Origin of the sequence: Sulfurimonas sp. hsl 1-7, from assembly GCF_030577135.1 — a bacterium.
Lineage (GTDB): Bacteria > Campylobacterota > Campylobacteria > Campylobacterales > Sulfurimonadaceae > Sulfurimonas > Sulfurimonas microaerophilus.
Genome location: NZ_JAUIRR010000003.1, coordinates 273,801 through 298,485 on the forward strand (window position 1 = coordinate 273,801; position 24,685 = coordinate 298,485).

General features: G+C 37.7%; 23 protein-coding genes and 5 tRNA genes. 11 read left to right on the forward strand and 17 right to left on the reverse strand.

Annotated features, from left to right (window positions below):
• Nucleotides 1-6: 6 nt before the first annotated feature.
• The 4 genes from QWY88_RS07930 to ilvD form a co-directional block, all read right to left on the reverse strand.
• The gene (locus tag QWY88_RS07930; protein ID WP_304545858.1) at nt 7-2,136 is read right to left on the reverse strand and encodes a methyl-accepting chemotaxis protein; all 2,130 of its coding nucleotides are present in this window, start codon (nt 2,134-2,136) and stop codon (nt 7-9) included.
• A 119-nt stretch (nt 2,137-2,255) separates the two neighbouring features.
• Nucleotides 2,256-2,750, reverse strand: coding sequence for a translation initiation factor IF-3 (gene infC / locus QWY88_RS07935; protein ID WP_304546022.1), 495 nt, complete (start codon nt 2,748-2,750; stop codon nt 2,256-2,258).
• A gap of 23 nt (nt 2,751-2,773) precedes the next feature.
• Nucleotides 2,774-4,582 carry a threonine--tRNA ligase gene (gene thrS / locus QWY88_RS07940; RefSeq protein ID WP_304545859.1) on the reverse strand — a complete coding sequence of 603 codons (1,809 nt, stop codon included), beginning with the start codon at nt 4,580-4,582 and terminating at the stop codon, nt 2,774-2,776.
• 12 nt (nt 4,583-4,594) lie between these two features.
• Complete coding sequence (gene ilvD / locus QWY88_RS07945; RefSeq protein WP_304545860.1) at nt 4,595-6,283, reverse strand: dihydroxy-acid dehydratase; 1,689 nt, start codon at nt 6,281-6,283, stop codon at nt 4,595-4,597.
• 144 nt (nt 6,284-6,427) lie between these two features.
• On the opposite strand from ilvD, the gene QWY88_RS07950 reads away from it, so the two are divergent.
• The 5 genes from QWY88_RS07950 to QWY88_RS07970 all read left to right on the forward strand — a co-directional run bounded on the left by QWY88_RS07950 (nt 6,428) and on the right by QWY88_RS07970 (nt 6,934).
• A tRNA-Gly gene (locus tag QWY88_RS07950) sits at nt 6,428-6,502 on the forward strand.
• Between the two features lie 34 nt (nt 6,503-6,536).
• Nucleotides 6,537-6,623 (forward strand) — tRNA-Leu (locus QWY88_RS07955).
• A gap of 18 nt (nt 6,624-6,641) precedes the next feature.
• Nucleotides 6,642-6,715 (forward strand) — tRNA-Cys (locus tag QWY88_RS07960).
• A 29-nt stretch (nt 6,716-6,744) separates the two neighbouring features.
• Nucleotides 6,745-6,833 (forward strand) — tRNA-Ser (locus QWY88_RS07965).
• 26 nt (nt 6,834-6,859) lie between these two features.
• Nucleotides 6,860-6,934: transfer RNA gene (locus QWY88_RS07970), tRNA-Asn, on the forward strand.
• Nucleotides 6,935-7,039: 105 nt separating this feature from the next.
• On the opposite strand, the gene QWY88_RS07975 is transcribed toward QWY88_RS07970, so the two are convergent.
• Nucleotides 7,040-9,565: a cation-translocating P-type ATPase gene (locus tag QWY88_RS07975; RefSeq protein WP_304545861.1), complete on the reverse strand. Its 2,526-nt coding sequence runs from the start codon at nt 9,563-9,565 to the stop codon at nt 7,040-7,042.
• A gap of 203 nt (nt 9,566-9,768) precedes the next feature.
• On the opposite strand from QWY88_RS07975, the gene QWY88_RS07980 reads away from it, so the two are divergent.
• The 3 genes from QWY88_RS07980 to QWY88_RS07990 all read left to right on the forward strand — a co-directional run bounded on the left by QWY88_RS07980 (nt 9,769) and on the right by QWY88_RS07990 (nt 12,088).
• Entirely contained in the window at nt 9,769-10,281 is a 513-nt protein-coding gene (locus tag QWY88_RS07980) for a YeeE/YedE thiosulfate transporter family protein (RefSeq protein WP_304545862.1), read from the forward strand.
• Nucleotides 10,278-10,877, forward strand: coding sequence for a YeeE/YedE thiosulfate transporter family protein (locus tag QWY88_RS07985; protein ID WP_304545863.1), 600 nt, complete (start codon nt 10,278-10,280; stop codon nt 10,875-10,877). Before QWY88_RS07980 ends, QWY88_RS07985 begins: the two co-directional genes overlap by 4 nt.
• A gap of 233 nt (nt 10,878-11,110) precedes the next feature.
• The gene (locus tag QWY88_RS07990; protein WP_304545864.1) at nt 11,111-12,088 is read left to right on the forward strand and encodes a sensor domain-containing diguanylate cyclase; all 978 of its coding nucleotides are present in this window, start codon (nt 11,111-11,113) and stop codon (nt 12,086-12,088) included.
• Between the two features lie 22 nt (nt 12,089-12,110).
• On the opposite strand, the gene QWY88_RS07995 is transcribed toward QWY88_RS07990, so the two are convergent.
• Nucleotides 12,111-12,251 (reverse strand): hypothetical protein, encoded by a 141-nt coding sequence (locus tag QWY88_RS07995; protein ID WP_304545865.1) that lies wholly within the window; start codon nt 12,249-12,251, stop codon nt 12,111-12,113.
• 95 nt (nt 12,252-12,346) lie between these two features.
• Complete coding sequence (locus QWY88_RS08000) at nt 12,347-12,805, reverse strand: FKBP-type peptidyl-prolyl cis-trans isomerase (protein ID WP_304545866.1); 459 nt, start codon at nt 12,803-12,805, stop codon at nt 12,347-12,349.
• 151 nt (nt 12,806-12,956) lie between these two features.
• On the opposite strand from QWY88_RS08000, the gene QWY88_RS08005 reads away from it, so the two are divergent.
• Complete coding sequence (locus QWY88_RS08005; protein WP_304545867.1) at nt 12,957-14,162, forward strand: DUF2920 family protein; 1,206 nt, start codon at nt 12,957-12,959, stop codon at nt 14,160-14,162.
• On the opposite strand, the gene QWY88_RS08010 is transcribed toward QWY88_RS08005, so the two are convergent.
• Genes QWY88_RS08010 through QWY88_RS08025 form a run of 4 tightly spaced genes read right to left on the reverse strand, consistent with a single transcriptional unit; the run spans nt 14,159 to nt 17,519 of the window.
• Nucleotides 14,159-14,956 (reverse strand): spherulation-specific family 4 protein, encoded by a 798-nt coding sequence (locus QWY88_RS08010; RefSeq protein ID WP_304545868.1) that lies wholly within the window; start codon nt 14,954-14,956, stop codon nt 14,159-14,161. The genes QWY88_RS08005 and QWY88_RS08010 overlap by 4 nt on opposite strands.
• Nucleotides 14,957-14,982: 26 nt before the next feature.
• Nucleotides 14,983-15,474, reverse strand: coding sequence for a SixA phosphatase family protein (locus QWY88_RS08015; protein WP_304545869.1), 492 nt, complete (start codon nt 15,472-15,474; stop codon nt 14,983-14,985).
• A 6-nt stretch (nt 15,475-15,480) separates the two neighbouring features.
• Nucleotides 15,481-15,705: a hypothetical protein gene (locus tag QWY88_RS08020; protein WP_304545870.1), complete on the reverse strand. Its 225-nt coding sequence runs from the start codon at nt 15,703-15,705 to the stop codon at nt 15,481-15,483.
• A gap of 29 nt (nt 15,706-15,734) precedes the next feature.
• Nucleotides 15,735-17,519, reverse strand: coding sequence for a CHASE domain-containing protein (locus QWY88_RS08025; RefSeq protein ID WP_304545871.1), 1,785 nt, complete (start codon nt 17,517-17,519; stop codon nt 15,735-15,737).
• 129 nt (nt 17,520-17,648) lie between these two features.
• Between QWY88_RS08025 and QWY88_RS08030 the strand changes: the two genes are divergently transcribed.
• The gene (locus tag QWY88_RS08030) at nt 17,649-19,154 is read left to right on the forward strand and encodes a response regulator transcription factor (RefSeq protein ID WP_304545872.1); all 1,506 of its coding nucleotides are present in this window, start codon (nt 17,649-17,651) and stop codon (nt 19,152-19,154) included.
• Here the strand turns inward: QWY88_RS08030 and QWY88_RS08035 are convergent.
• The 3 genes from QWY88_RS08035 to QWY88_RS08045 are packed head-to-tail and all read right to left on the reverse strand — an operon-like array spanning nt 19,135 to nt 20,516.
• Nucleotides 19,135-19,959, reverse strand: a complete 825-nt coding sequence (locus QWY88_RS08035; RefSeq protein WP_304545873.1) for a D-hexose-6-phosphate mutarotase — start codon at nt 19,957-19,959, stop codon at nt 19,135-19,137. The genes QWY88_RS08030 and QWY88_RS08035 overlap by 20 nt on opposite strands.
• A 3-nt stretch (nt 19,960-19,962) precedes the next feature.
• A complete protein-coding gene (locus QWY88_RS08040; protein ID WP_304545874.1) occupies nt 19,963-20,274 on the reverse strand; it encodes a YqfO family protein in 312 nt (103 codons plus the stop codon).
• Nucleotides 20,274-20,516: a hypothetical protein gene (locus QWY88_RS08045; RefSeq protein ID WP_304545875.1), complete on the reverse strand. Its 243-nt coding sequence runs from the start codon at nt 20,514-20,516 to the stop codon at nt 20,274-20,276. The genes QWY88_RS08040 and QWY88_RS08045 overlap by 1 nt, the downstream gene beginning before the upstream one ends.
• A 96-nt stretch (nt 20,517-20,612) precedes the next feature.
• On the opposite strand from QWY88_RS08045, the gene QWY88_RS08050 reads away from it, so the two are divergent.
• Nucleotides 20,613-20,993, forward strand: a complete 381-nt coding sequence (locus QWY88_RS08050) for a bacteriohemerythrin (RefSeq protein WP_304545876.1) — start codon at nt 20,613-20,615, stop codon at nt 20,991-20,993.
• Here the strand turns inward: QWY88_RS08050 and QWY88_RS08055 are convergent.
• The 3 genes from QWY88_RS08055 to QWY88_RS08065 are packed head-to-tail and all read right to left on the reverse strand — an operon-like array spanning nt 20,988 to nt 24,685.
• The gene (locus QWY88_RS08055; RefSeq protein WP_304545877.1) at nt 20,988-22,757 is read right to left on the reverse strand and encodes an ABC transporter ATP-binding protein; all 1,770 of its coding nucleotides are present in this window, start codon (nt 22,755-22,757) and stop codon (nt 20,988-20,990) included. The two genes, QWY88_RS08050 and QWY88_RS08055, sit on opposite strands and share 6 nt — an antisense overlap.
• A gap of 1 nt (nt 22,758) precedes the next feature.
• The gene (locus QWY88_RS08060; protein ID WP_304545878.1) at nt 22,759-23,973 is read right to left on the reverse strand and encodes an ABC transporter permease; all 1,215 of its coding nucleotides are present in this window, start codon (nt 23,971-23,973) and stop codon (nt 22,759-22,761) included.
• Nucleotides 23,963-24,685, reverse strand: coding sequence for an ABC transporter ATP-binding protein (locus tag QWY88_RS08065; protein WP_304545879.1), 723 nt, complete (start codon nt 24,683-24,685; stop codon nt 23,963-23,965). Before QWY88_RS08065 ends, QWY88_RS08060 begins: the two co-directional genes overlap by 11 nt.

Below are 24,685 nucleotides of genomic sequence, written 5' to 3' on the forward strand. Positions count from 1 at the left end.
CTCTGTTTATCCTCTATGTAATCTATCTAGAAGTTTAAATAACTCAGATGAAGCACCCTCCATCTCTTCAAATAGCTTTTTAACTTTTTCATTATCTACATTTTTATCTTTAAGTAGGTTCATAACCTCTTTAATATTTTCGTGAATTGCACGGTGCGGTTGCTCTATCTGAATAAAGTTTTGATTTTTTCCAAATGTATTTTTTCCCTCATTACCATACCATTTTCCTAAATTACACATAGTGTGATCTGTTATAGAATCTGAAGGTTTACGTTGAAATATAGCGTCGTAGCCGTTATTTTTCACAATGATATGATCAAGTTTCATTGAACTAAGCAGCAGCTCTTGTTCAACAATATTGTTTTCATCTTTAATAGTATTTGCATTCTCTATCAGTTTTGCTAAGATATCTCTAAACTGATCAAGTTTCTCCTGAGATGAATCTGCATAGCCTTGAATCTTCTCACTGTTCTCTTCCATAGTTACGGAGTTTTGTTTAAGTATATTGATATTTACTTCAACTTCTGCCGTTGCTTTTTGAGTACGTTCTGCAAGTTTTCTAACCTCGTCGGCTACCACTGCAAAACCACGTCCATGCTCACCTGCACGAGCTGCTTCAATTGCTGCATTTAATGCCAAGAGGTTTGTTTGGTCTGAAATATCTTTAATAAGAGCCGTTACAGCTGAAATCTCTTGAACATTAGTCGTCAACTGCTCAGACGATTCCCTTGTATGACCGATCATCTCTGTAATGTTCGCAATTGTATCTATAACTTCATCGGTTGTTGATGTCACATCGGCAATTACTTTCGAGTTGTCATTATTAAGAGCATTTACCTCTTTAATTGCACCAATATTGTTTTGTAAACTTGTTCGTAAATTATTTGAGTTATCTACAGAGCCTTTGATCATTTTATGGGCTAAATCAACATTGAGTTGACTTTTATCCATAATATCTATAACCTCTTGCGCTTTATTATCAGCTTCTTTTGCTTTCATTTGCGCTTCTTCTGCCAGTTTCTCAACTTTGTCAATAAAAGCATTAAAACTTTGACTTGCATGTCCAAGTTCATCATTGCTGTTTACCGGTAAGCGTTTTGAAAAATCAGCATCACCTTGTGCCAATTCACTCGCTACAACATCTAAATGCTTTATAGGGTCTGTCACAGATCTTTTAATCACCATTATTAAAAAGAGTAAAATTAAAATATCAATAACTAAGATAATATATACTTGTCTCAGTAAAGAATCTTTAGACTGCGAAATCACCTTATTTACATTTGCCACATTGTCACCAATTAAAGCGTATGCGACTGTATTTCCGGAAAAATCCTGAATCGGTTTTGAGATTACAAAGTAATTTTCAGTAATTGTAAATGCTTTATCTCCCGTAAAATCAACATTCTCCAGATCCAAAAGGTATGCAGGGTCAATATTTTTCTCATTGACAGCGAGTGTGTAGTTTCCAACTTTTTTTGCATTTTTTAAAGAGCTTGCAATTGAAAGGTACTCATTTTTCATCACGATTGCTATATCGTAACCATAATTTTTCTTTGCAGATCGTACAATAGAATTTAACCCCTGCATAAACTCTACAGAACCTAAATATTTTTCACCGTTTATAATTGGAGACAATCCACGTAGTACAAGCCCTGCTCGCCCTAATTCTATAGCTACAAGAGGCTCTTTTTTTGCTTTAACACTTTTTATAGTCTCTCTAAAACCACTTAAATCATCACCGTACTTTTCAGGTTTCCATGAACGTAAAAAACTATGTAAATTTGCATCATGCACATGCACTTTAATGTTTTTGTACTTTGTATTTTTTTTAAACTCTTTAGAAAAATCTTCTAAACCTTGAATCGCTATTGTTCTATCATTATTTTCTAAAGCTTTAATAACACTGTAGTTCTGAGAAATATTAATAGCATTGGTAATTCCAATATCTTTCTTTGTATCAAGTGCCTCATCAAAAAGGGTTGTTAATGCCTTTGATTCATTACTGTATACATCTTTTTCTAAGTCTGCCATAGAATAAAAAACATTCACAATGATAATTATTGTTCCGATAAACATAGAAAGAATAAGAGGGATATGTATTTTTTTGCTGATTGACCATGATTTTATATTTATCATAATTAAATCTCCTTAGACGTTGCGTTAGTTTAATATTAAAGGATACTACGATTTTGTAAAATGAGAATAAAAAGTGGAAGAAAGCAGAGGAGTTTTCCCCTACTTTTGTAGTCTAAATATTATTTTTTATTAGGTACTACGTACATATTGTAATAGCGACCCTCGAACTTAGGTGGTTTTTCCATAGTTGCAATATCTTCAACCATTGGCCACACTTGTTCAAGAACCTCTTTGGCAGCTTCTGGGTGAGCCATTTCACGACCTTTTAGAAATACTCTAAATTTTACGTGATACCCTTTTTCTAAAAATTCTCTAGCATGTTTTACTTTATATGCTACATCATTGTCGGCAATTTTTACAGAAAGCTTGATCTCTTTAACAACGATTTTCACTTGGTTTTTACGTTGTTCCTTGAGTTTTTTCTCTTCTTGGTATTTGAATTTACCATAATCCATAATCTTAGCAACCGGTGGTTTTGCTTGAGGAGCGATTAGAACTAAATCTAATCCTAACTCATTTGCTTTTTCCATTGCTTCATCTGTAGAGATTATCCCTAAAGATTCTCCACCATCTAAGTTACATCTTACCTCAGGAACACGAATATCGTCGTTCATTATGACACGGTCTGTCTTTTTATTCAAAAATTTACCTCATTAATTTTAGTTTGAATCAGTTGAAGGAACTCTTCCTCACTTAAACTGTACTGTTCTCTTGTACGTCTATCACGGATAGAAACAGTTCTATTTTCTATCTCTTCATCCCCGATAACTACGATCATAGGTACACGCGTTTTTTCCGCTGTTCTGATTCTTTTGTTTAAAGAATCGTTCTTACCATATATCTCACTATCGGCATTTATGTCAATAAGTTTATCTGATAAAACCTTAGCATAATCTTTATGTGTTTCTGCTACAGGAACGATTGCAACTTGTGTCGGAGCAATAAACATTGGGAATTCACCCGCGTAATGTTCAGTTAAAATTCCGATGAAACGCTCGAATGAACCAAGAATAGCACGGTGAATCATAACCGGTTGGATCTTCTCGTTTCCTTCACCGTTGTACTCTAACTCAAAACGTGCCGGAAGGTTAAAGTCAAGTTGAACAGTACCACATTGCCATTCACGTCCGATCGCATCCGTGATCTTAATATCGATCTTCGGACCGTAGAAAGCTCCGCCGCCCTCATCTATAGAATAAGGAAGAGAGTTTTTCTCCATTGCAGTTTTAAGTGCGTTTTCCGCAGTTTCCCAAACAGCGTCGTCACCAACAGCTTTTTCAGGTTTAGTTGAGATCATCATTTTGTAGTCAAAATCGAAAGTTGACATGATCTTATCTACAAAATCAACAACTTCAATGATCTGCTCTTCGATCTGATCAGACGTACAGAAGATATGTGCATCATCTTGAGTGAACTCACGTACACGGAAAAGTCCGTGAAGCGCACCTGTCATTTCGTGACGGTGAACTACACCATACTCGAAAAACTTCAGTGGAAGATCACGGTAAGAGTGTAAGTCCTCTTCATATACTTTAATATGACCAACACAGTTCATTGGTTTTACACCAAACTCGATCTCGTCGATGTTTGTGAAGTACATATTTTCACCGTAGTTTTGGTAGTGTCCAGATGTCATCCATAGATCACTTCTTAACATCTCCGGACCACGAACAGGCTCATACCCACGTTTACGGTGTGCTTTAAATAGTAAAGATTCTAATCTTGCACGAAGACGTCCACCAGCCGGTAGCCAGATCGGGAAACCTGCTCCAACTTCCTCACGGAATGTGAAAAGCTTCATCTCTGCACCAACTTTACGGTGGTCACGTTTCTCAGCTTCAGCCATCATATCAAGATATGCTTTTAGCTCCTCTTTCGTTGCAAAAGCGATTCCGTAGATACGAGTTAACATCTCGTTTTTAGAATCTCCTCCAAGGTAAGCACCTGAGATCTTTGTCAGTTTAAAGTTTCTGATAAGACCGATGTTTGGTAAGTGCGGACCACGACAAAGGTCTTCAAACTCACCTTGTTTATAGATAGAAACTTCATCGCTTGGGATCATATCAAGAACAGCTTGTTTTAAATGATCGTTTTCAAACTTCTTGCGAGCTTCCTCTTTTGTGATTGAATATTTTTCAATCTCATACTTTTTCTTTGCGAAAGAGAGCATTTGTTTCTCAATCTTTTTTAGATCACTTTCACCAATCTCTGCCGATGTTTTAAAGTCGTAGTAAAAACCCTCATTTACTGTTGGCCCTACATAAAACTCAGCATCAGGGTAGAGTGACTTGATAGCTTGCGCCATAAGGTGTGCTGTTGAATGACGAAGTACCTCTAAAGAATCCGCAGAGTTATCAAGATGAATCTGCTCACCCTCAAAACCTTTCTCTTTAGCAGTTTGCAAATCTATGATTTCGTCATTGTGTTTTATTGCTATTGCGTTCAATTTTTTCCCTTTCTAAAGTTCAGTTTTTAAAACAGCACCGTTTGCTGCATTTGATACTAACAGTTGGTATCTTTTTAGCCATTTAGATTTTACTTCATTTTTGTACGGTTTGAAGTGAAGTCTTCTTTGCTCTAAAATTTCGTAATCTACATTTAATTGTAATTTATGCGTATCAACATCGATCTCGATCTCATCACCGTCTTCAATTAAAGCGATTAAACCACCTTCAGCAGCTTCCGGAGAAACGTGACCGATCGAAGCACCACGAGTAGCACCTGAGAATCTTCCGTCAGTAATTAACGCAACAGATTCACCAAGTCCCATACCCATAATAAGTGAAGTAGGTGCTAACATCTCTTGCATACCCGGTCCACCTTTTGGTCCTTCGTAACGGATAACTACAACATCACCCGCTTTTACTTTATGAGACATAATTCCAGTGATCGCTTCTGGTTGTGAGTTAAAACAGATAGCTTTTCCTTTGAACTGACGCATGCTTGGTGCAATACCTGCAGTTTTAACAACAGCACCCTCTTCTGCCAAGTTACCAAAAAGGATAGAAAGACCACCCACTTGAGAGTAAGCGTTTTCATTTGTATGAATTATCGAAGTATCTTTGATCTCCGCATCTTTAATTCTCTCACCTAAAGTCTCACCAGTTACAGTTGAATTGTCAAGGAATAAAAGATCATCACCGCGGCGACTTACCTCTTTCATAACTGCATTAACACCACCCGCTTTGTTAATATCATCCATATGTACAGTTGATAATGACGGTGAAATTTTTGCAATATGTGCTACTTTTTGGCTGATCTCGTTGATCTTAGTAATGTCAAAATCAACTTCAGCCTCTTTTGCGATCGCTAAAAGGTGAAGAACCGTATTTGAACTTCCACCCATCGCCATATCTACAACAAATGCATTATGGATAGCTTTGTCATTTAATACATTTCTAAGGTTATACTTCGGATCATTAGCTTTAGCCATCTCAACAACACGTTTAGCCGCTTGTTTTACAAGTTCGATTCTCTCCGGAGTCATCGCTAAAATAGTTCCGTTACCCGGAAGTGCAATACCCATAGCTTCAGATAATGTGTTCATAGAGTTTGCAGTAAACATACCTGAACAACTACCACCTGAAGGACAAGCTTCACATTCGATCTCGTAAAGTTCTTCCTCAGTCATCTTACCGTCGTTAAATTTTCCAACTGCTTCAAATGCCGTTGCTAAGTCGATCGGAGTTCCATCTTTTTTATGTCCCGCTTTCATAGGTCCACCAGAAACAAATACTGTCGGAACGTTTACACGTAATGCACCCATGATCATACCCGGTACAATCTTGTCACAGTTAGGGATACAGATCATTGCATCTAACTTGTGAGCATTCATAACTGTCTCAATCGAGTCAGCAATTAGCTCACGAGACGGTAGTGAATAAAGCATACCGTCGTGCCCCATAGCGATACCATCATCAACACCGATGGTGTTAAATTCAAAAGGAACACCACCAGCCTCACGTATAGCCTCTTTTACTATGCGGCCATACTCTTGTAGGAAGAAGTGTCCTGGAATAATATCTATAAAACTGTTTGCAACTCCGATAAATGGTTTATCGAAATCTTCATCTTTTAAACCCGTTGCACGAAGCAGTGAACGGTGTGGAGCTTTATCAAACCCCTTTTTGATAGTATCACTTCTCATAAAAAATCCCTATATATATAGTTTATCTAAATGGGATTATAGCATCTTTTTGCAATTTTTTTAAATTTTTTTATAAAAACTCTTTACAAACAAGAAAAAAAAAGATATAATTCCGGCTCACTAACAAATAGTGACTACAAAATTGCGGGAATAGCTCAGTGGTAGAGCACAACCTTGCCAAGGTTGGGGTCGCGAGTTCGAACCTCGTTTCCCGCTCCATTTTAGATTGTTAAACTGTGAATGCACTCACGATGCCCGGGTGGCGAAATTGGTAGACGCAGGGGACTTAAAATCCCCCGGTAGCAATACTGTGCCGGTTCGAGTCCGGCCCCGGGCACCATTGATGATAACTGAAACTGGTGCCATCGCCAAGTGGTAAGGCCGCAGCCTGCAAAGCTGCTATCCCCAGTTCGAGTCTGGGTGGCACCTCCAGTTAAATAATCAAACTTTCAAACATACGTGGATCTTTGGCTGAGTTGGTCGAAAGCACCGGTCTTGAAAACCGGCGAGGGTCATACCTCCCTGGGTTCGAATCCCAGAGGGTCCACCATCACAAAAAAATTAAACTTTATACATTCCGGATTAGCTCAGCGGTAGAGTAGGTGACTGTTAATCACTTGGCCACTGGTTCGAATCCAGTATCCGGAGCCACTTCTTTTTAAACCCCTAAACACTTTACTTTTTACTAACTATTTTTACTTAATGTGCCCATAAATTGCCTAATAAACTAATAATTATATATCTAAAAATCAGTATTTATCCTCTGCTATCCATACGTTTTCGCCATAAATATTCACCCCACTTACGAATTTCGATCATACTGAATATCCATAGTGCCAATAATCCGATCATTGTAAGTGACTCTTCATTGAGCGGCAGTGTATGAAAAAGATCTGAAAGTACATAGATCGCGAATAACTGCAGTACAAATCCTATACCTATTCCATAAAATATATAGGGATTAATTTGTAGTGACTTTTTAATATTTTTTAAAAACGGCTCATGCTCTTTAAGAGATTGCAATCCGTTGATCCATGTAGCAATAACAAAGGCGGTAAAAAGTGTGGAGATTGCGCTTTCTTCACCGTAGTGATCCAGCATCCATATATAGATAAAGAGTGTACCTGCACTGATAATCAATGCTGCATAAAGGACACGTAATAGTTGTATTTTATCTAAAAATTGCTCGTGCAATTTAGTGGGTGCCCTATTCATCATATCTCCCTCCTCCTTCATAAAGGGGAAGGTTTTATCCAGCGCACTATCTGAAACAAGATTAATCCATAAAATTTGTACAGGATAAAGCGGTAAGGGCAATGCCATTAAGATAGCAGCAGTGATGAGAATAACTTCATCCAAACTTGTTGAAACGAGAAAATAGATCGCTTTTCGAATATTACTGGCAATGGTACGACCCTGCTTGATCGCATCGACAATGACAGAGAGATTATTATCAGCAAGTACCATTTTTGCGGTAGATTTTGCAGCGTCAGTACCACTTCCCATTCCTATGCCCAAATCTGCTGCTTTTAGTGCAGGGACATCATTTGCACCATCCCCTGTTACAGCAACTATCTCTCCCTCTTTTTGCAATATCTTAACGATGCGGTATTTATGTTCAGGAAGCACCCTCGCCCAGACAGTGACCTTTGGCACTATTTTCACTAATGCATCATCATCCATATCGTTGAGTTCTTTTCCGGTAACAACCAGATCGCCCTCTTTGTAGATATTGACAGATTTTGCAACAGCTGCGGCAGTCAGAGCATTGTCACCTGTGATCATCATCACTTTGATGCCGGCTTTTTGTGCCGTTTGAACAGCCTCTAAAACACCCTCTTTTGGAGGATCCAAAAAGCCAATCAGACCTACGATCTCAATTTCCCATTTAGCAATATCGTCTGTTGTGTGTTCCCCGATACCCAATGCAATAACTCTTAAACCATTAGATGCCAACTTATCGTGTTCTTTTTCAAGAACTTCAAAATCATCCTCATTAGTGGCAAACTGTTTGAGCGATTCAAAAGCACCTTTTACAAAGATCTTATGCTCTTTTTTGATCATGTTGGAACTTGCCATCAATCTATGCTTTGTATCAAAAGGATAGAGATTGACACGCGGGTATTTTTCTCTAATGGTGTCATAATCTTTACCTACCCACAGAGCAAGAGCGGTATCTACAGGATCCCCCTCCCCCTCTATCGATTCATTTGCAAGTGCTGAAACGGTTTGTGAAAAGGTCTCATGAAGATAGAAAACATCTTTTACCTCCAGTTTTCCCTGTGTAATAGTACCCGTCTTATCAGATGCGATAACCGTAGTACTTCCTAAAGTTTCAACAGAGGGCAGATGGCGGATATAGACTTTCCTTACACTAAGAGAGATCGCACCAATGGTAAGCACCAGCGTTACCACAATAGGCAAACCCTCCGGTACGGCAGAGACCAGTTCGGCAATGACGAGGTAGATAACCTCAATTAACGCTCTTCCTTGCCAAAGGGCAATAATAGCAGTAAAGCCGATCATTGTAAGTAAAATAACCATATGTTTTTTAATAAAAACTTCGAGTGCTTTTGTCAAAGGTGTTTCTGGTGATTCTTCCTCTGCTTTGCCTGCAATAGATGCAAGATAAGTATTGTGAGCGGTAAAGATGACAAAACCTTCTGCTCTACCCTTAGTAACAGTTGTTCCGGAGAGTGCCATATTATCAAGTTCATAGGGAAGTGTTTCTTGGGGTAATGTTAAGTTTGCATCTTTTTGTACAGGTACAGATTCCCCTGTCAAAATTGATTCATCAATCACCAGTCCGTTAGTATCAAAAAGACGTATATCTGCAGGCACAATATCGCCTTCAGACAAGATGACCACATCTCCCGGTACAAGCTCTGAAGATGAGATTGCAAATATTTCATCCTCACGTTTAACCTGTGATTTACTTTCGGTCAGTTTTTGAAGTGCTTTGATCGATGAGAGCGCTTTGACTTCTTGCCAAAATCCAATCAATGAATTGATCAGGATAATAAGAAATATAAGCAACCCTTCGTGTATATTTCCTAAAAAAAAAGAGAGTATGGCAGCAACTACGAGTACATACACTAAAGGACTTTTAAACTGCGCTAAAAAAAGTGTAAATAGGTTATGTTTTTTTTCTGTAATCTCATTGAAGCCGTAGATAGAAAGATTTTTCTCTACAGCCGAATGACTTAACCCTTGTTTTGATGTTTCCATCTTTTGAGCCAACGACTCAACAGTTTCACAATGAGGATGCTCCGGAACTATCATACTCTTTTCCTGCATTTATAATATATTGTATATCTATCAGTGTAGCATATTTTCAGTGAAATTTATTGCTGGAATTTGTGAATCAAAGACGAGTAAAAATACAAACTATTATTTATTCAAACTACATTAAGTATCTTCATATATAATTCAAAAACGTTAAGTAATACTTTACACTTTACAAAATAAATATATTAGGAGTTATTATGCCTAGACAGATACCATGGTGGATCGGTGGAATAGCTATGAGTTTGCTATTCTTTTTTAGTTTTTCAGAGATAGGTGCTGACCGCCCTATAGGCGCTTCAACGGGTATGGCCTACCTTTCAACTGTAGTTTTTGGACTCGATGCAGAGAATTACATCTATACCGCTGAGATAGAAAAATCGGGAGCTTGGGAAGGTGTTATGCTGATCGGTGTATTTTTCGGTGGACTATTTATGTCTGTGTTTGTTACAAAAACATTTCATATCAGCTATATACCGACACTTTGGAAAGAGCGAAAAAACAGCTCTGTAAAATCACGTATGATTTGGAGCTTCATTGCCGGATTTTTACTTGTTTTCGGTGCTAGACTTGCGGGAGGATGCAACGCAGGACATATACTCTCAGGAGGGAGCCAGTTAGCCATAAGCGGCATTATCTTTGCGGTATTTGCACTTGGAACAGGTGTAATCACGGGGAGATTTTTTTATAAAAGAAAGGTTTGTAAAAAATGATAGATAGAGTTATAGAGATGTTTGAGATAGTGGCAAACGGCAACCACGGTTCCGTTTGGCTTGTGCTTTTTATAGGGTTTGTTTTCGGAGCTATTATTTTATACTCAAGGCTAGATAAGTTTGAGAAAATGGCCGGATTTATGATCTTTGAAGACACTTTGGTTCCACGTATGGCAATGACAACCGTAGCACTCTCTAGTGTCGGATTTTACTTTTTGGTACAAAACGGTTACGCTACTTTCTCGATAAAACCGATTTTTCTTACGGGGCTTATTGTAGGTGCCATCATTTTTGGAATCGGTTTGGTAATTCTTGGAAAATGCCCTTCTGCTTTTTTTGTATCGGTATCGGAAGGAAGAGTTGATGCCTTTGTAGGAGTTCTCGGGGGTATGACAGGCGGAGCAGTTTTTACACTTCTTTATCCATCGATCAAAGAGTTTATGGGACCATACATGGGAGCACATCAGGTCATAGATTTTTTCTCAGACTACTCTTTTGTGATAGTAGCTATCTTTAGTACAGTTCTTTTACTTACTGCATACTTTTTACCTACCATAGAGTACAAAGACCCTGCAGATTTTAAAACAAAAGAGTAATTACTCAGGCAACAATTTGTTATAATGTCTTTATGTGATATATAAAAAAGGTGTTTTTATGTTAACAAAAATAATTATAGCAGTTGTTGTACTCTTTGCGCTCGGAGGCTTAATCTATAAAGCCCTCAACCCCTCTCCATACAAGCATCCTATGCATAAAGTAGGATAACCGATAAGTTTTACTTCCTAATTATTTTAGCTATAATGTTTTCTAATTATAATTAGGAAATAAAATGATATATATTATTCTTGTTTTAGTTTTTTTAATCATTTTTATTTATCTAAGATTTCGTAAACAGCAGCAAAATCTTATTGAAGCGAAAGAAAAATATAAGTCTATTGTTGAAGATTTAGGGGAAAACTTTTTTGCATACCGCATGGATGCAGACTTTAATTTTGTCTACTTTAGTAAAAATATGGAGAATATACTCGGAACTCCTCCGGAAGATGTTCTTGGAAAAAATTTTGACAATATGTTAGAGTGGACCGGTGACTCCATAGAAATAGGTGCAAAAAGTCTCGATGCCTATTACCAAGGAAAACAAACCACTGATCTGACAATGATGTCATTTATTCACCCCATTAGCAAAGAGGAACGCTTTATAAGGGTAGCCGATCATGCTGTTCATGACAGTTCAGGCAATCTGTTATGGATAGAGGGGATCCTTGAAGATATTACAAGTAGAATAAATGCAGAAAAAGCACTCCAGCAAAAAAAACTTGAATTTGAAAAGCTTGCCACTACAGATATTTTAACAGATGTATACAACCGTTACTCCATCATGAAACAGATTGAAGAAGAGATCAATCGTATTAAACGTAAAGAGGAATTTTTATCCCTAATTATGTACGACTTTGACCATTTTAAAAATGTAAATGACAACTTTGGCCATGATGTAGGAGATTATGTATTAAAAGAAACTACAAAAGTTATAAGTGGGGTAATTCGGGAAATCGACAAGATAGGTCGATACGGTGGCGAAGAGTTTCTTATTTTATTACCGTTTTCCAACTTATCTAATGCTCTGGAAGTTGCGGAAAGGATAAGAGATGCTGTTGCTTCTCATCATTTCAAAGATGTAGGACATATAACAATCAGCTTAGGGGTTGTTGAGTACAAGAAAGATGAATCTCGTAAAAGCTTATTGAAACGAGTTGATGAAAAAATGTATGAATCAAAACACTCTGGTCGCAACAAAATATCTTCATAAATACTCTGTTGCGTAAAGACTACTAATCTTTCTTTTTTTCAATACTCCATTTATTACCTTGATCACAAACAGACCACTTACTTTTTTTAGGCTTGTTTTTCTTCTTTTCAACACCCCATTTATTACTATCGTCACAAACAGACCATCTTCTTGTTCTAGCCATCTTTTTCCTCGTATATTTTTTGCAGAAATTATATCACCAAAATAGGAATTTTAAGCATAAAAAATTCTGTGTTAAAAGAAGGGAGTTAAAATACTCTAGTGTTCATGTTCCATATTGAGTATCTCTTCTACTCCAGCATCTGAAAGGTGTTCCATCTCTAAAACTTCACCAGATACTCTTAAAGGGATTCCTGCAAGTTCATGGTTCGCATTCAGTGTTGCATATTCATCATCTATACTTTCAACAACGAAAACGACTGATTCATCTTCACCTTCAAGCTCCATTCCAACAGCAATCTCTTCTGGAAGATCCGTTAGTAACTCTTTTACCATTAAAGATTCGTTAAACTCACCAAAAGCGTCTGCAGGAGCGAGTAAAAGGTCAAAAGTATCACCAACTTTTTTCCCCTCTAATTCATCTTCCAGTTTTTGAAATATCTGATTATAACCACCGTGAAGGTACATCACCTCATCACTCTCATCCAAGATGTTACCCTTCTCATCTGCTAACTTCAAAGAGATAGATACAAGTGTATTTTTTGTAATTTTTTCCATATTCACTTCTTTATTTTTAATTTTCTTGATATTCTTGAAAGTTTACCACAAAGAAGTTTCATACCACTCTTTGCGCTTAATAGATCCTGCTTATTTGTCTAATTCATAAAAATCATAGTATTATTCCTTAGAAAATATATAGGAGGTTGATGTGGTAGAGTTTAAAACCTTTCAAACTACCGGACATGATGATTTTGAGCTAAATATAAAAAGAGAGAGTAAGCTCACGTATCATATCTCGTATAGAACAGACAACAAACATAACGGCATCATATTTGTCATTCCCGGATTTGGTGAAGATGCGAGCGTAGAGTATCAGAAAAATCTCTTAACACATATTGCGCAGGAGTATGGGCTACTTGCAGTTTTTGTAGAGTATCATGCTATCTTTTCAAGACCTTCTAACGGTGCTATTATCAGTTTTGATGAAAGAGACGGAGCAAGACTCATAGATCTCATTCAAAAATACAATGTCATCTTAGATGAAAACGATTTAAGTGTTAAGTCTATTCTTCTAGCATTAAATCGTTCGCTTCCCAAGGATAATGAAGAGATTATCAGCGCTACTCTTTATCCTGCTAAGAATGAATACCAGAACTTCGGTATCTTACAAGCTATAGACATCCTGAGTGTTTTATATGATTTAAAATCTTTAGGCTACGGCGAACTTATCGAAAAAGCACCGATCATTGCTATGGGTAGCTCACATGGAGGATATATAGCAAACTTGTTAGCTAAACTAGCTCCAAACACGTTTGATTTTATCATAGACAACTCTTGCTACGTAAAACCTCCTCTAAAGTATATTGTAGGCAAAGAACACGACATTACCAGATCTGAACTAAAGACTAAATATCCAAATTTCACATTATCGTCATATACATTCACTCATTGGACGAAAGATCCTCAATCTAAAAACCATTTTTCAGATTCTGCCTATGAGATAAGGGACTTAACAAACCCTTCACATCTGGATACTATGTTAAATAAATACAAATCAAAAACATCATATTTTTCGTATCATTCAAAATATGATCAATATATAGCACCTTATGATGATAAGTTAGAATATGTCAATCATCTTAAAGAGCATGATCGCCCTTACACATTTATGACAATTGAGAGTGAAGATCAAGTCGACGGTAAACTTATTAAAAACCTCGATCACGCAATGGGTGCATCCAATAAAGAGATCTTGAAAAACACTTTGCCTTCTATACTAAAAGAGGGAATAAATTCTGGTAAAACCGATCTATGTAACCAGTCGGTGATCTCTTACACAACATCAGAGAATAACACCTATGAATTTAAATTTAATGAAGATAATATAAGCGCAAGGATTACACCTGCTTCTTAATTTTTACACCCTTTTGAGATCAACACAGCGAGCTCGTTGACATAACTCGATAAAGAGTCCCATCGATCATCGGTAATTCCATGATCTGTTGCATAAACATACTCAAAATTATGTTCAAGAGCATAGCTACACACTTTTTGTACCATATTCTCTTGATCTGAGCTATAAAGCAATAGTGCTTTTTTTGTATATTCAGTGGGTTGGTGGAGATTTGTTGTTTCTACAACCTTTGTATATGTAGTTTCACGTATAACAACCACAGATGCGATATCTCCTTCCATATACACACTGTCTACACTTGTTCCCGGATTTAAAATATTAAATTTCATCCCTTTACTCTGGGCGTATTGTGTAATATTTTTATAATATTCAAAATCTTTTTCATCGTTTGAAGCCTCATCGAAAAAGAACCCTTTTAGACCATAGGGCTTGTAAAACTCTACCCATGCATCTATATTTTGTTTTACCTCATCTATAGGGCGCTGGGAATACTGCGTATACACATAGCCGACTATATCTATCCCTGCATTGTGCAAAGATTCAATCCCATTTATATAACTTGTACTAGGTTGTGTAAAATCTCCGTTAGATTGGTTTACTATGGCTACTATTTCAAGATTGTTCGTATTGTTTTTCAGTGCTATTAAACGTTCCCAACTATCGTTGGATGAGGGGTAAGAGTATAACGGAACCAACATCTTTTTGACACTAACTTCCATTGTACTCTCCTCTTTACAGCTGCTTAATACTAAACTCATTACAAAAGCAAGAACAAATATCTTCAATCTATGCATGATAAACCCTTTTCATCTTGCTACACTTATTTATAAAGTGCAATATCTTCTCTTTTCGGATATACAAAATCTATAAGCTCACAATTGTTCTTTGCAAGCCTGTCTTCATTGCACTTCAAAACAACATACGCCGATGTAGGGATATTACTTATGTATTGATCGCTGATATGGTTGCTAAGTTCGGTAAGTTCGGGATTATGTGAGACAATAGCGATCGAATCATACTGTTTGAGTTGTTTGTTGATAAAGGCTAAAAGTTTCTCGCTCGAAGTTGCATAGAGTTCATCATAAAAATCCACTTCGGTTTGTAACTTTTCATTAAAGATTTCAGCCGTTTTTTTAGCTCTTTTAGCGGAACTTGCAAATATTTTCTCGATCGCTATACCTTGTTTTTTGAGATGGCATGCCATTACGGGAGCATCCCGTTTTCCCCTCTTGTTAAGCGGTCTGTCAAAATCAGCCAATAACAGGTCTTTCCAACTTGACTTTGCATGTCGGATCAAAATAACTGTTTTCATGGCTATCTACCTTTGTATAACTTGTACCTGCATTACAAGTTTATCCATCCCGTAGGGGTCAACGACGTTAAAGTAGATATTGCCATTGTTGAGTATAGCCGTACCGACCCCCTCCTCTATGGTCTCTTCTCCATTATAGTAATCTTTATTTTTATACCTTATCTCATACTGCTGTCCATCGACAATATTTAGGTTATGCAGCTCTGCTTGTGTATTTGGTGTAAAAGCCATTATACTATTCTCCTTAGTTTATAGATTTTCTAATTATCAATTTCATCAAGTCCGGAAGGAAACTCTATGCTGAACTTTGCTCCACGCTGAGTATTTGTCACATACAGCTTTCCGTTACAATGCTCTTCAACAATCGTCTTGGACATATAGAGACCTAGTCCCGTACCGTTATTATCCTGCTTTGTACTAAAATAAGGCTCAAATATATTTTTGATTATTTTCTCGGGAATGCCACCTGCATTGTCTTCGATACTTATTATCACGTTATCTTCAAACATATGCCAAGATATCCATATTTTAAAATTTTTATCTTTTTTCTCAGACAAAGCATCCTCTGCATTTTTAAGAATGTTTAATATCACCTGTTTAATCTCATTGACATAGGTATATATACTAATATTTTCCTCACTGTCATATATCACCTCTATCTCTTTTGATTCAAAAGAGGAACCGATAATTTGAAGCGTTTCATCAACAACCTGATATGCTGTTGCTAACTGCTTCTTCTTTTTGTCCTTAAAAAAATCTCTAAAATCATCGATCGTAGTGGAGAGATGTTGTGATAAATTATCTATAGATTCAAGCTGCTCGGCAAAAAATTTCTTCTCGTAATTATCCATAGCTACATCTATAGACATAGTTCCTGCAATGGTTGAGATCGACGATAAAGGTTGACGCCATTGATGTGCGATCATACTTATCATCTCACCCATTTGAGCCATTCTGGACTGATGCAGCATATATGATGTTTGTTCTTTCGTTCTTTGAGTTTGAGCTTTCAAGTTTTTTAAACTCTTAAAAAGTGCCAAAATAATCAATAATAATAAGAAGTTTGCTATCAATCCCACTAATGTTATAACCAGAGGATATGGACTTGTTGTGGCATCATCAAACTCTTTTGTACTGACAAAATACACATTCCAGGTCAGGTTGTTTACTTGAAACTTTTTTACCACACTATGTTGTGCTTTTTCGGCATACGGAGTAAATGAATCAAATAACAGATGTTCGTCCGATATATCATCACTGTCATAAATCTTGATCTCTAAAGCAGATCTATGCATATCTAACGTACTTATGAGATCATTCATACGAAAAGGGCTGTAAACAAAACCTTTAAGCAGCTTTCTTCGCTCCTCAATATTACCCGGCTTACTCCCTTTTTTATAAAGAGGCAAATACATAAGCATACCTGCTTGTACATCGGTGTCTATCTCTTGAACCAATGTTACTTTTTTGCTAATTGCAGGCAATCCTGTATCTCTTGCTATCTCCATCGCCGCTCTTCTAGTCGGTTCTGAAAACATATCGTACCCTATAGCCTCTTGGTTTCTTTTATCTAAAGGTTCAAGATACAAAATAGCACTATAAAGATCTCTCTGCCCTTTTGGTTTTAGTGAGAATGATTGAAATCCATCCTTTTGCATCTTTTTTTCTATAGGTAATACTTCATCCGGTTTAAGCATCACGGCATAACCGATACCCTGCATCCCGTAATTACGTTTTTTTATCGCCAATGCATCTATAAAGTCATGCCACTCTTTGGCAGATACCTTATTACTTCCCTGAAAAAAACCTATTCCGCTGTGAAGTATATTTTCATAAAGGTAGATCTTGTCTTGTAAATGTTCCAAACTCTCTGCTATTCTCCTCTCAAACCTCTCTTCTGCAAGAGTGTCATAATAGCTTTTTGAATAGAGCCATATCACTACAGAGAGTGCTAAAGAGAGTAAAAATACAAGGAAAACACTTAAACCGCTATATGTAATATATCTGTTTAGAAGTTTAAACAGAAACTTTATACATTGAAACATAGAAATCACCTTGAATATTAACTACAAAGATTCTAACATAATAATGCACAATACTGAAAATATAAAAAATATTTATAATAAAAAACTCATTTAAGAATTCTATGAAGATAAAAAAAGTATGATTATCCCATGAAAGAAGAACTTTTAGCAATTAAAAAACTGGCCGGTGATATAAGTTTACTTTATGTTGAGGACAATGCAGGTCTTCGTCATAATATGGAAAAACTGCTTGGAAGAGTTTTTGACAACATCATATTAGCCGAAGATGGCGAAGAGGGTTATAAAAAATTTTTGGAATATCAACCTAAAATTCTTATAACAGATATTAATATGCCTAAGATGAACGGCTTTAAGCTTATAAAAAAAGTGATGTCGGCTGATCCTGATTGCAAAGTTATTATCTTATCAGCCTACGATGAGAAAGAGTATCTTCACTTAGCTATCAATCTCAGGGTATTTCGTTACCTGCAAAAACCCGCAAAAGTTCCCGAACTGCTAAACGGTATATACTCTTCACTCAAAGCTATTCACGATACAGAAAACAGATGTCTTTTTGCCAACCAGCTTAGTACCATTTTAAACTACCAAAACAACATAGTTTTAATGATGCACGAAGCAGAATTTATACTTTGTAACCAGCGTTTTTCTGAATTTTTCGGTGTTGAGGATCTTGAAGATTTTGAAAAAAAATATCCGGATATAACTGATCTTTTCCAAGAGCATAAAGAGTTTTTATATTCCACTCCGACAGAAAAATGGTACGATGTAGTTAAAGAAAATCCGGGAAAACTTTTTCACACAAAAATAAAAAACCATGAAAATGAAAACCGACATCTCATACTCAAAGCAAGAGCAATACCTGAAAAGGAGGGGCATTTTGTTCTCTCTTTTGATGATGTAACCGAGCTGAATCTCATGTCTCTTTTTGACAGTGATGCAGTGAGAAAAGATAACATTGCAAAAGATACGGAATCTATTTTATCTTTAATGCGTGTCGTTCAAAACAACTCTTCAGAACTTAAAATTCACAATTTTTACAAAGGTCTGACTATTGTCAACTCTGCAGTAATATCCAAAATAACAGACGATGAAGTGGTACTTAAAATGCCCTATCCACAACTTAAAATCATACAATTATCAAAATATCTGACTATATCTTCTGAGGTGTTTCCAAAAAGTGTCATATGCCGTGATATTAAGCAGGTTGATATGGACAGCCAATCTGTCACTATAGGGAAGATGAGTTTTGCGCTTCAAGAAGTAGCAGATAGACAATATATCCGTCTAGAGCCTGAAGAGAACCATAGCTGTACGCTCTTTTATAAAAACATCAAATTTGAAGGAAAAACCAGGATTGTAGATATTTCGGAAGTCTCCGTAAAAATTGCGATCGATGCTCTACCTGCTGGTCTTATAGTGGGAACAGATCTTAAACTCTCGTTTAACCTCAATCTTAACGGCAGACTCATCTCCATAACAACAGATTCAAATGTTTACAGAATTGATGAAAATGGGAAAAACTATTATCTTATAACAATGTATGAGCTCACTAAGCACAATCTCCATCAACTCAAAGACTATCTTGCCAGCAGGCAAATGGCTCTTATACGTGAGTTTAAACACTTAGGCGTATAGTATGTGTCGTATTTGGTAAAAGCTCGCGCTTATCCTCATACGCATTTGCACTCTCTATACACACAAACTCTTTATAGGCATCCGGTTTCATACCGCTCATTCGTGCAGATTTATCGATCCACGGATTCCAGACAACGACACTTTTAGAACCGCTGTTTTTAAGCTCTATATCGCGGTTGGCATCTTTTAAAACGATTGCATCTTCAACACCCTGATAGACGCGATCCACCTCTTGAGAAAATCCTATCTCACCCTCTTGTGTATGATGTTGCAGAGTAAGAGCATCAAGATAGTTTTTACCCTCTAAGCCCGTTATCCTCACATCTTCGATCGCCGATACATTAAAATATGTATGAAGCGCTTGAGTGATTGTAAAAGGAACATTGTCACGGTTTGTAGTTTTTAACTCCATCTCAAGTGTCTTTCCAATTCTAATCGTAAGCTCTACTAAAAATTTATAATCCCATAACTCTCTACTCTCTTTTGAATCTTCCAAAGAGAATCTAAGCTGTGTAGTATCTTCATCAAGCTCTTGAATCTCATCTAGTTGCCACATTGCAGTTCTGGCAAATCCGTGCTGCGGGAGTTCTGGATTGTTATTTCCAAATGAGGGCCAGCAGATCGGTACCCCTCCACGAATAGCAGTTCCCAACTCAAACTTGCTTGCATCACTCAGCCACAGTAAAGGTATCTCACCGCTGCGCTCATAGTGAAAAAGATGCGCACCCTGCAAAGCTATCTTGGCACTTGCAGCTTTGTTGCTTATCTCAACATATTCAAACCCGTTTGAAAGCTTATTTACCATCTTTTAAAACTCCACCATCTTAAAAACTTCGTACGCTACCTCTTCGTAAGGGTGTACCTCTTTGAGAGTTTTTACAGCTTCTTTGATCAGCTCATCTTTGCAGATCATCTCCACTTTATACTCAGGCAGTACTTCTAGTTTATCAAGCTCACCTATGGCAGGATTTGCCTTGTCTATCGGTTTAAACTGTCCCTGTCCCAAACTCTCCCAAGAACAACACTCATAGTTCTCGTATCTTCCGACACCGAGAGCAAAAAGAGCCTCTTTTACCCTCTCTTTATCAGCTTCTGGGACGAAAAAGTTAAGCTTGTACATTATTTTTTCTTGTTTAGTCTTGCTTTATAAGCAGCAGGTGAAGCGTATTTTCCTGTTTTATCGTTTGGACCTGAATCTTTTTCATCTACTGCTTTTAGTTTAGGTTGGTACTGTGTCGGTCTTGTTTTTGTCACCGTACCGTCTAGCTCTATCTTCTCGATTAGCCCCGCTTTTAAACTGTTTAGTATTGTCATAACGATTTCAACATTTTGTTCATCTACGCTCAGTTTTATCTCTTTCATTCTCTGCTAACTCTCCGTTTGAGATTTTCAATATAGTATTTTACCATCTCTTAGCGGCATAATACTTGCAACTCCGTAAAATAAAAAGAGAATGCAATGAAAGACGAGCTACATATAAACATACCCCTTATGGATGAAAAACACGATGAGTTTTTACAAATACTTTCTCTTATAAAGTCTTGTACATCAAAGCAGTTCCTACCTTTGTTTGCAGAGCTTATAGAACATACCAGGGAGCATTTTAGTTTTGAAGAGAAACTGATGGACAAGTATGAATTTTACGCAAAGACGGAGCACAAAGAGGAGCATAAAAACCTGCTCAGCGAGATGGAGTACTTTTATGCACAGGCGCAAAAAATGCCTATGTTTGGGAAAGCTTACATCAATGACTACGCCTACGACAAATTTAAGCGCCACGTCATAAATATCGATTCTCAATTTGCAATGTTTTTAAAAGAGCAAAATATAGAGTTATAACAACTGTCTTTTTATAAACTCCATATAGTGCCCCTCCTCCTCTTCAAGTGCCTCGTGAGTCCCCTGCTGTACGATTTTTCCATTTTCAAGGACATAGATCATATCGGCATTTTTAACGGTGCTTAGACGATGGGCGATCGTAATCACCGTTTTATCTTTTAAAAGAGGTGTAAGTGTCGCATAGAGTTTTGCTTCTGTGTGTACATCGAGTGCAGAGGTGGATTCATCGAAGATCACCACACTCGGATCGGCTATGATCATACGGGCAATGCTTAGACGCTGACGCTGTCCACCTGAGAGACGGATACCGTGATGCCCTACAATAGTTTCCAGCCCCTTTGGCATCCCTTTTAACATCTCGCTTAATTGTGCGATCTCAAGGGCTTTAAATATTTGCTCATCACTAATACTCTCATCCCCCATCGTAATATTAAAACGTAAGCTGGCATTAAAAAGTATAGGCATCTGCAACACTAAAAATATCTTCTCTCGAAGTGAGTGCTTGTCAATATCTTCGATCTCTATGCCGTTACACTGATAACTGCCGCTCTCTTTTTCGTAAAAACCGGAGATGATCTGTGCAAGCGTTGTTTTTCCGCTGCCGCTTGCACCAATAAGGGCTACTTTTGCACCGCTTGGGATCTCTAAAGAGATATCTTCAAGCACCCTTTTCTCTTTATTGTAAGAGAAATTCACATGGGAGAGTTTTAGAGCAATTTTCTGTGTGTTTAGTTGCTCTGCTCCGCTAGCTTCCGTTTTTAAACCAAGGACACGGTTGAGTCGTTTGATAGCCGCAGTTGCCGAAGAGTATGAGTACTGCATAGAAAGGATATCCTGCACCGGTGTCATAATAAACCAGATGTAGCCAAACATCGCAAACATCATCCCGATGCTCAGATCACTATACGCCACGAGTAAAAGTCCGCTTGCCCGCAAAAGCTCAAAAAAGATAAGAAAAATAGTATAGGAGAGTTTCTCAAAAGCTACACTTTTATAGCCGTACTCGTTGGAAGTTTTCTGAATATCCTCCGCTTGTGTTATAGCTTTTGAAAAAAAGTAGTTCTCTTTGTTACTCGCTTTGATCTGTCCAAACAGCTCTAAAGACTCCCCGATATCCTCCTGAAAACGCTCAATAGATTCGTTCTCCTCTTTTTTGAGCACACCCACACGTTTGACCATCTTTTTGGAGATAAACATAATCAAGGGCTGAATCAAGAGTATCAAAAGTCCAAGAACAGGATCGATCGCTATCATCACAATCCCCACCGCTATCATTGTCAAAACCGAAGCGACAAAACGGCTGGCACTTGTCATAATGAAACTATCTAACGTATTTACATCGGTGATGAGATTTGCGGTAATAGCGCCGCTTCCAATCGTTTCGTACTCGTTCATAGAGGTGATTTTTAGATGCTCGATCACCTTTTTTCGCACTTCAAACGTGACATATTTTGCAATCTTGGTAAAGATTTTTGTGATCACAACCGTAAAGATGAAATAGATAAAGCGTAAAAATACCACCGCAAAAGTTACAAGTGCTATGTAATAAAAAGCATTTCCACTTCCAAAAAGCTGATCGATTGTCGAAACTATCTGAGCCGGTTTATCCAAGAGCACCTCATCGACCATAACAGGGAGCATCAAAGGGATAGGGACACTTATAAGTATCGTTATAAAAGTGATTATCTGTCCCCAGACAAGGGCTCTTTTTTTCTGTAAAACCAGTTTAAAAAGATACTTTAAAGAGATTGGTTCTTTCTCCATATTATTCATGCCTTAGTGCATCTATAGGATTCATTTTTGCCGCTTTTTTTGCAGGGAAATATCCAAAGAAAATCCCTACAAACATAGAGAATATAAAAGCTACCACTATCACCGTCGTATTGATAATAAACGGTATATCAAAGTAGTTTGTAGCCCCAAATGCGATCGCTAAACCTATAATAATCCCTATTATTCCACCCAGAGATGAAAGTACGATCGACTCTACCAAGAACTGCAATAACACTTCTCTCTCCATCGCACCTATGGCCAGACGAATACCAATCTCGCGGGTACGCTCGGTAACGGAAACCAGCATAATATTCATAATCCCGATACCACCTACAAGTAAACTAATAGCAGCGACCGAGCCAAGCAGGTAGGTTAACATTTTCGTCGTAGATGTCATGGTCTGTATGATATCACGCATATCATGTACATGAAAATCATCATCCATCCCTTTACGGATACGTCTGATCTCACGCGTAATGAGTGTGACCTCTTTTTTTGCTTCTTCTATATTTGCATCTTTTTTAAATGAAAGTAAAATTGCACTGATATCTCTGCTCCCGCTTATACGGCGCTGAAACATCCTGATCGGAACTGCTATAAAATCGTCTTGATCCATCCCCCGCATACCCGCAGCCCCTTTAGACTCCAAGGTACCTATCACCTGACATGAAAATTTTTCCAAACGTATATTTTTATTGATCGGGTTTTGTTGTCCAAACAACTCCTCTTGAACCGTATGTCCTATTACACACACGGCTTTTCCGCTGCTTAGCTCCTGCTCTGTAAATGTTCTTCCTTTATCTATGGTCCAGTCACGAATGGTAAAATAGTCGTTGTTTGTACCGTATACCGCCGTCGTATGGTTTTCATTTCCGTAAACGGCTGTTAAACTTGCGGCAGTTGAAGGAGCAACCGCACTGATGTAGGTTGTCTCCCTTTGGAGCACAGCAATATCATCTATATTAAAAGGTTTTGTAGTAATCCCTGCAGATGCCGGACCTCTTCGTTCAGCTCCCGGAGTCAATGTCAACATATTGCTTCCGAGTTTAGAGATGTTTTGCGTAATATGTGCAGTTGTCCCATCCCCTAAAATCACCATGGCAATAACCGAAGCAACACCGATCACGATTCCAAGCACCGTTAAGAATGAGCGCAGTAAATTTCTTCTGATCTCTTTTATGGCAAGCAATAAGGCATTAATGAACATCTCTACCCTTTCCGTTTAACTCTATGTTTTCGATCAAACCATCTTTAAAATGGATAATTCTCTGTGCAAAACTTGCCATATCCTCTTCATGCGTAACCATGATAACGGTAATCCCCTGCTCTTTATTAAACTTTTGCAGCAGCTCCATTATCTCTATACTTCTTGCCGTATCCAAGTTCCCCGTCGGCTCATCGGCTAAAAGTATTTTAGGGTTTGTCACTATCGCTCTTGCAATCGCTACACGTTGCTGCTGTCCACCTGAGAGCTCTCCTGGAGTATGATCCCATACCTGCGCTATGCCCACTTTTTCCAACGCCTCTAAAGCCATCTTTTTACGCTCTTGGGGTTTGATCCCTTTATAGATCAGAGGGAGTTCAACATTTTCCAGAGCTGTCGTTTTTGCCAAAAGATTAAACCCTTGAAAAACAAATCCCAGATAATAGCGTCTTAAAAGAGCGAGCTGGTCTTTATCTAAACTTCCGACATCGGCACCCTCAAACAGATACTCTCCGCTGCTTGGAACATCTAAAGAACCTATAATGTTCATCATAGTCGATTTTCCCGAACCGCTCGGTCCCATGATGGCTACAAACTCCCCTTTCTCAATCGCTAAGTCAATCCCTTTGAGTGCATATGCAGTAGCTTCTCCGCTACCGTACACTTTTTTAACTTTTCTAAACTCAATCAATGGGGAATTTTTTTTCTCGGACAT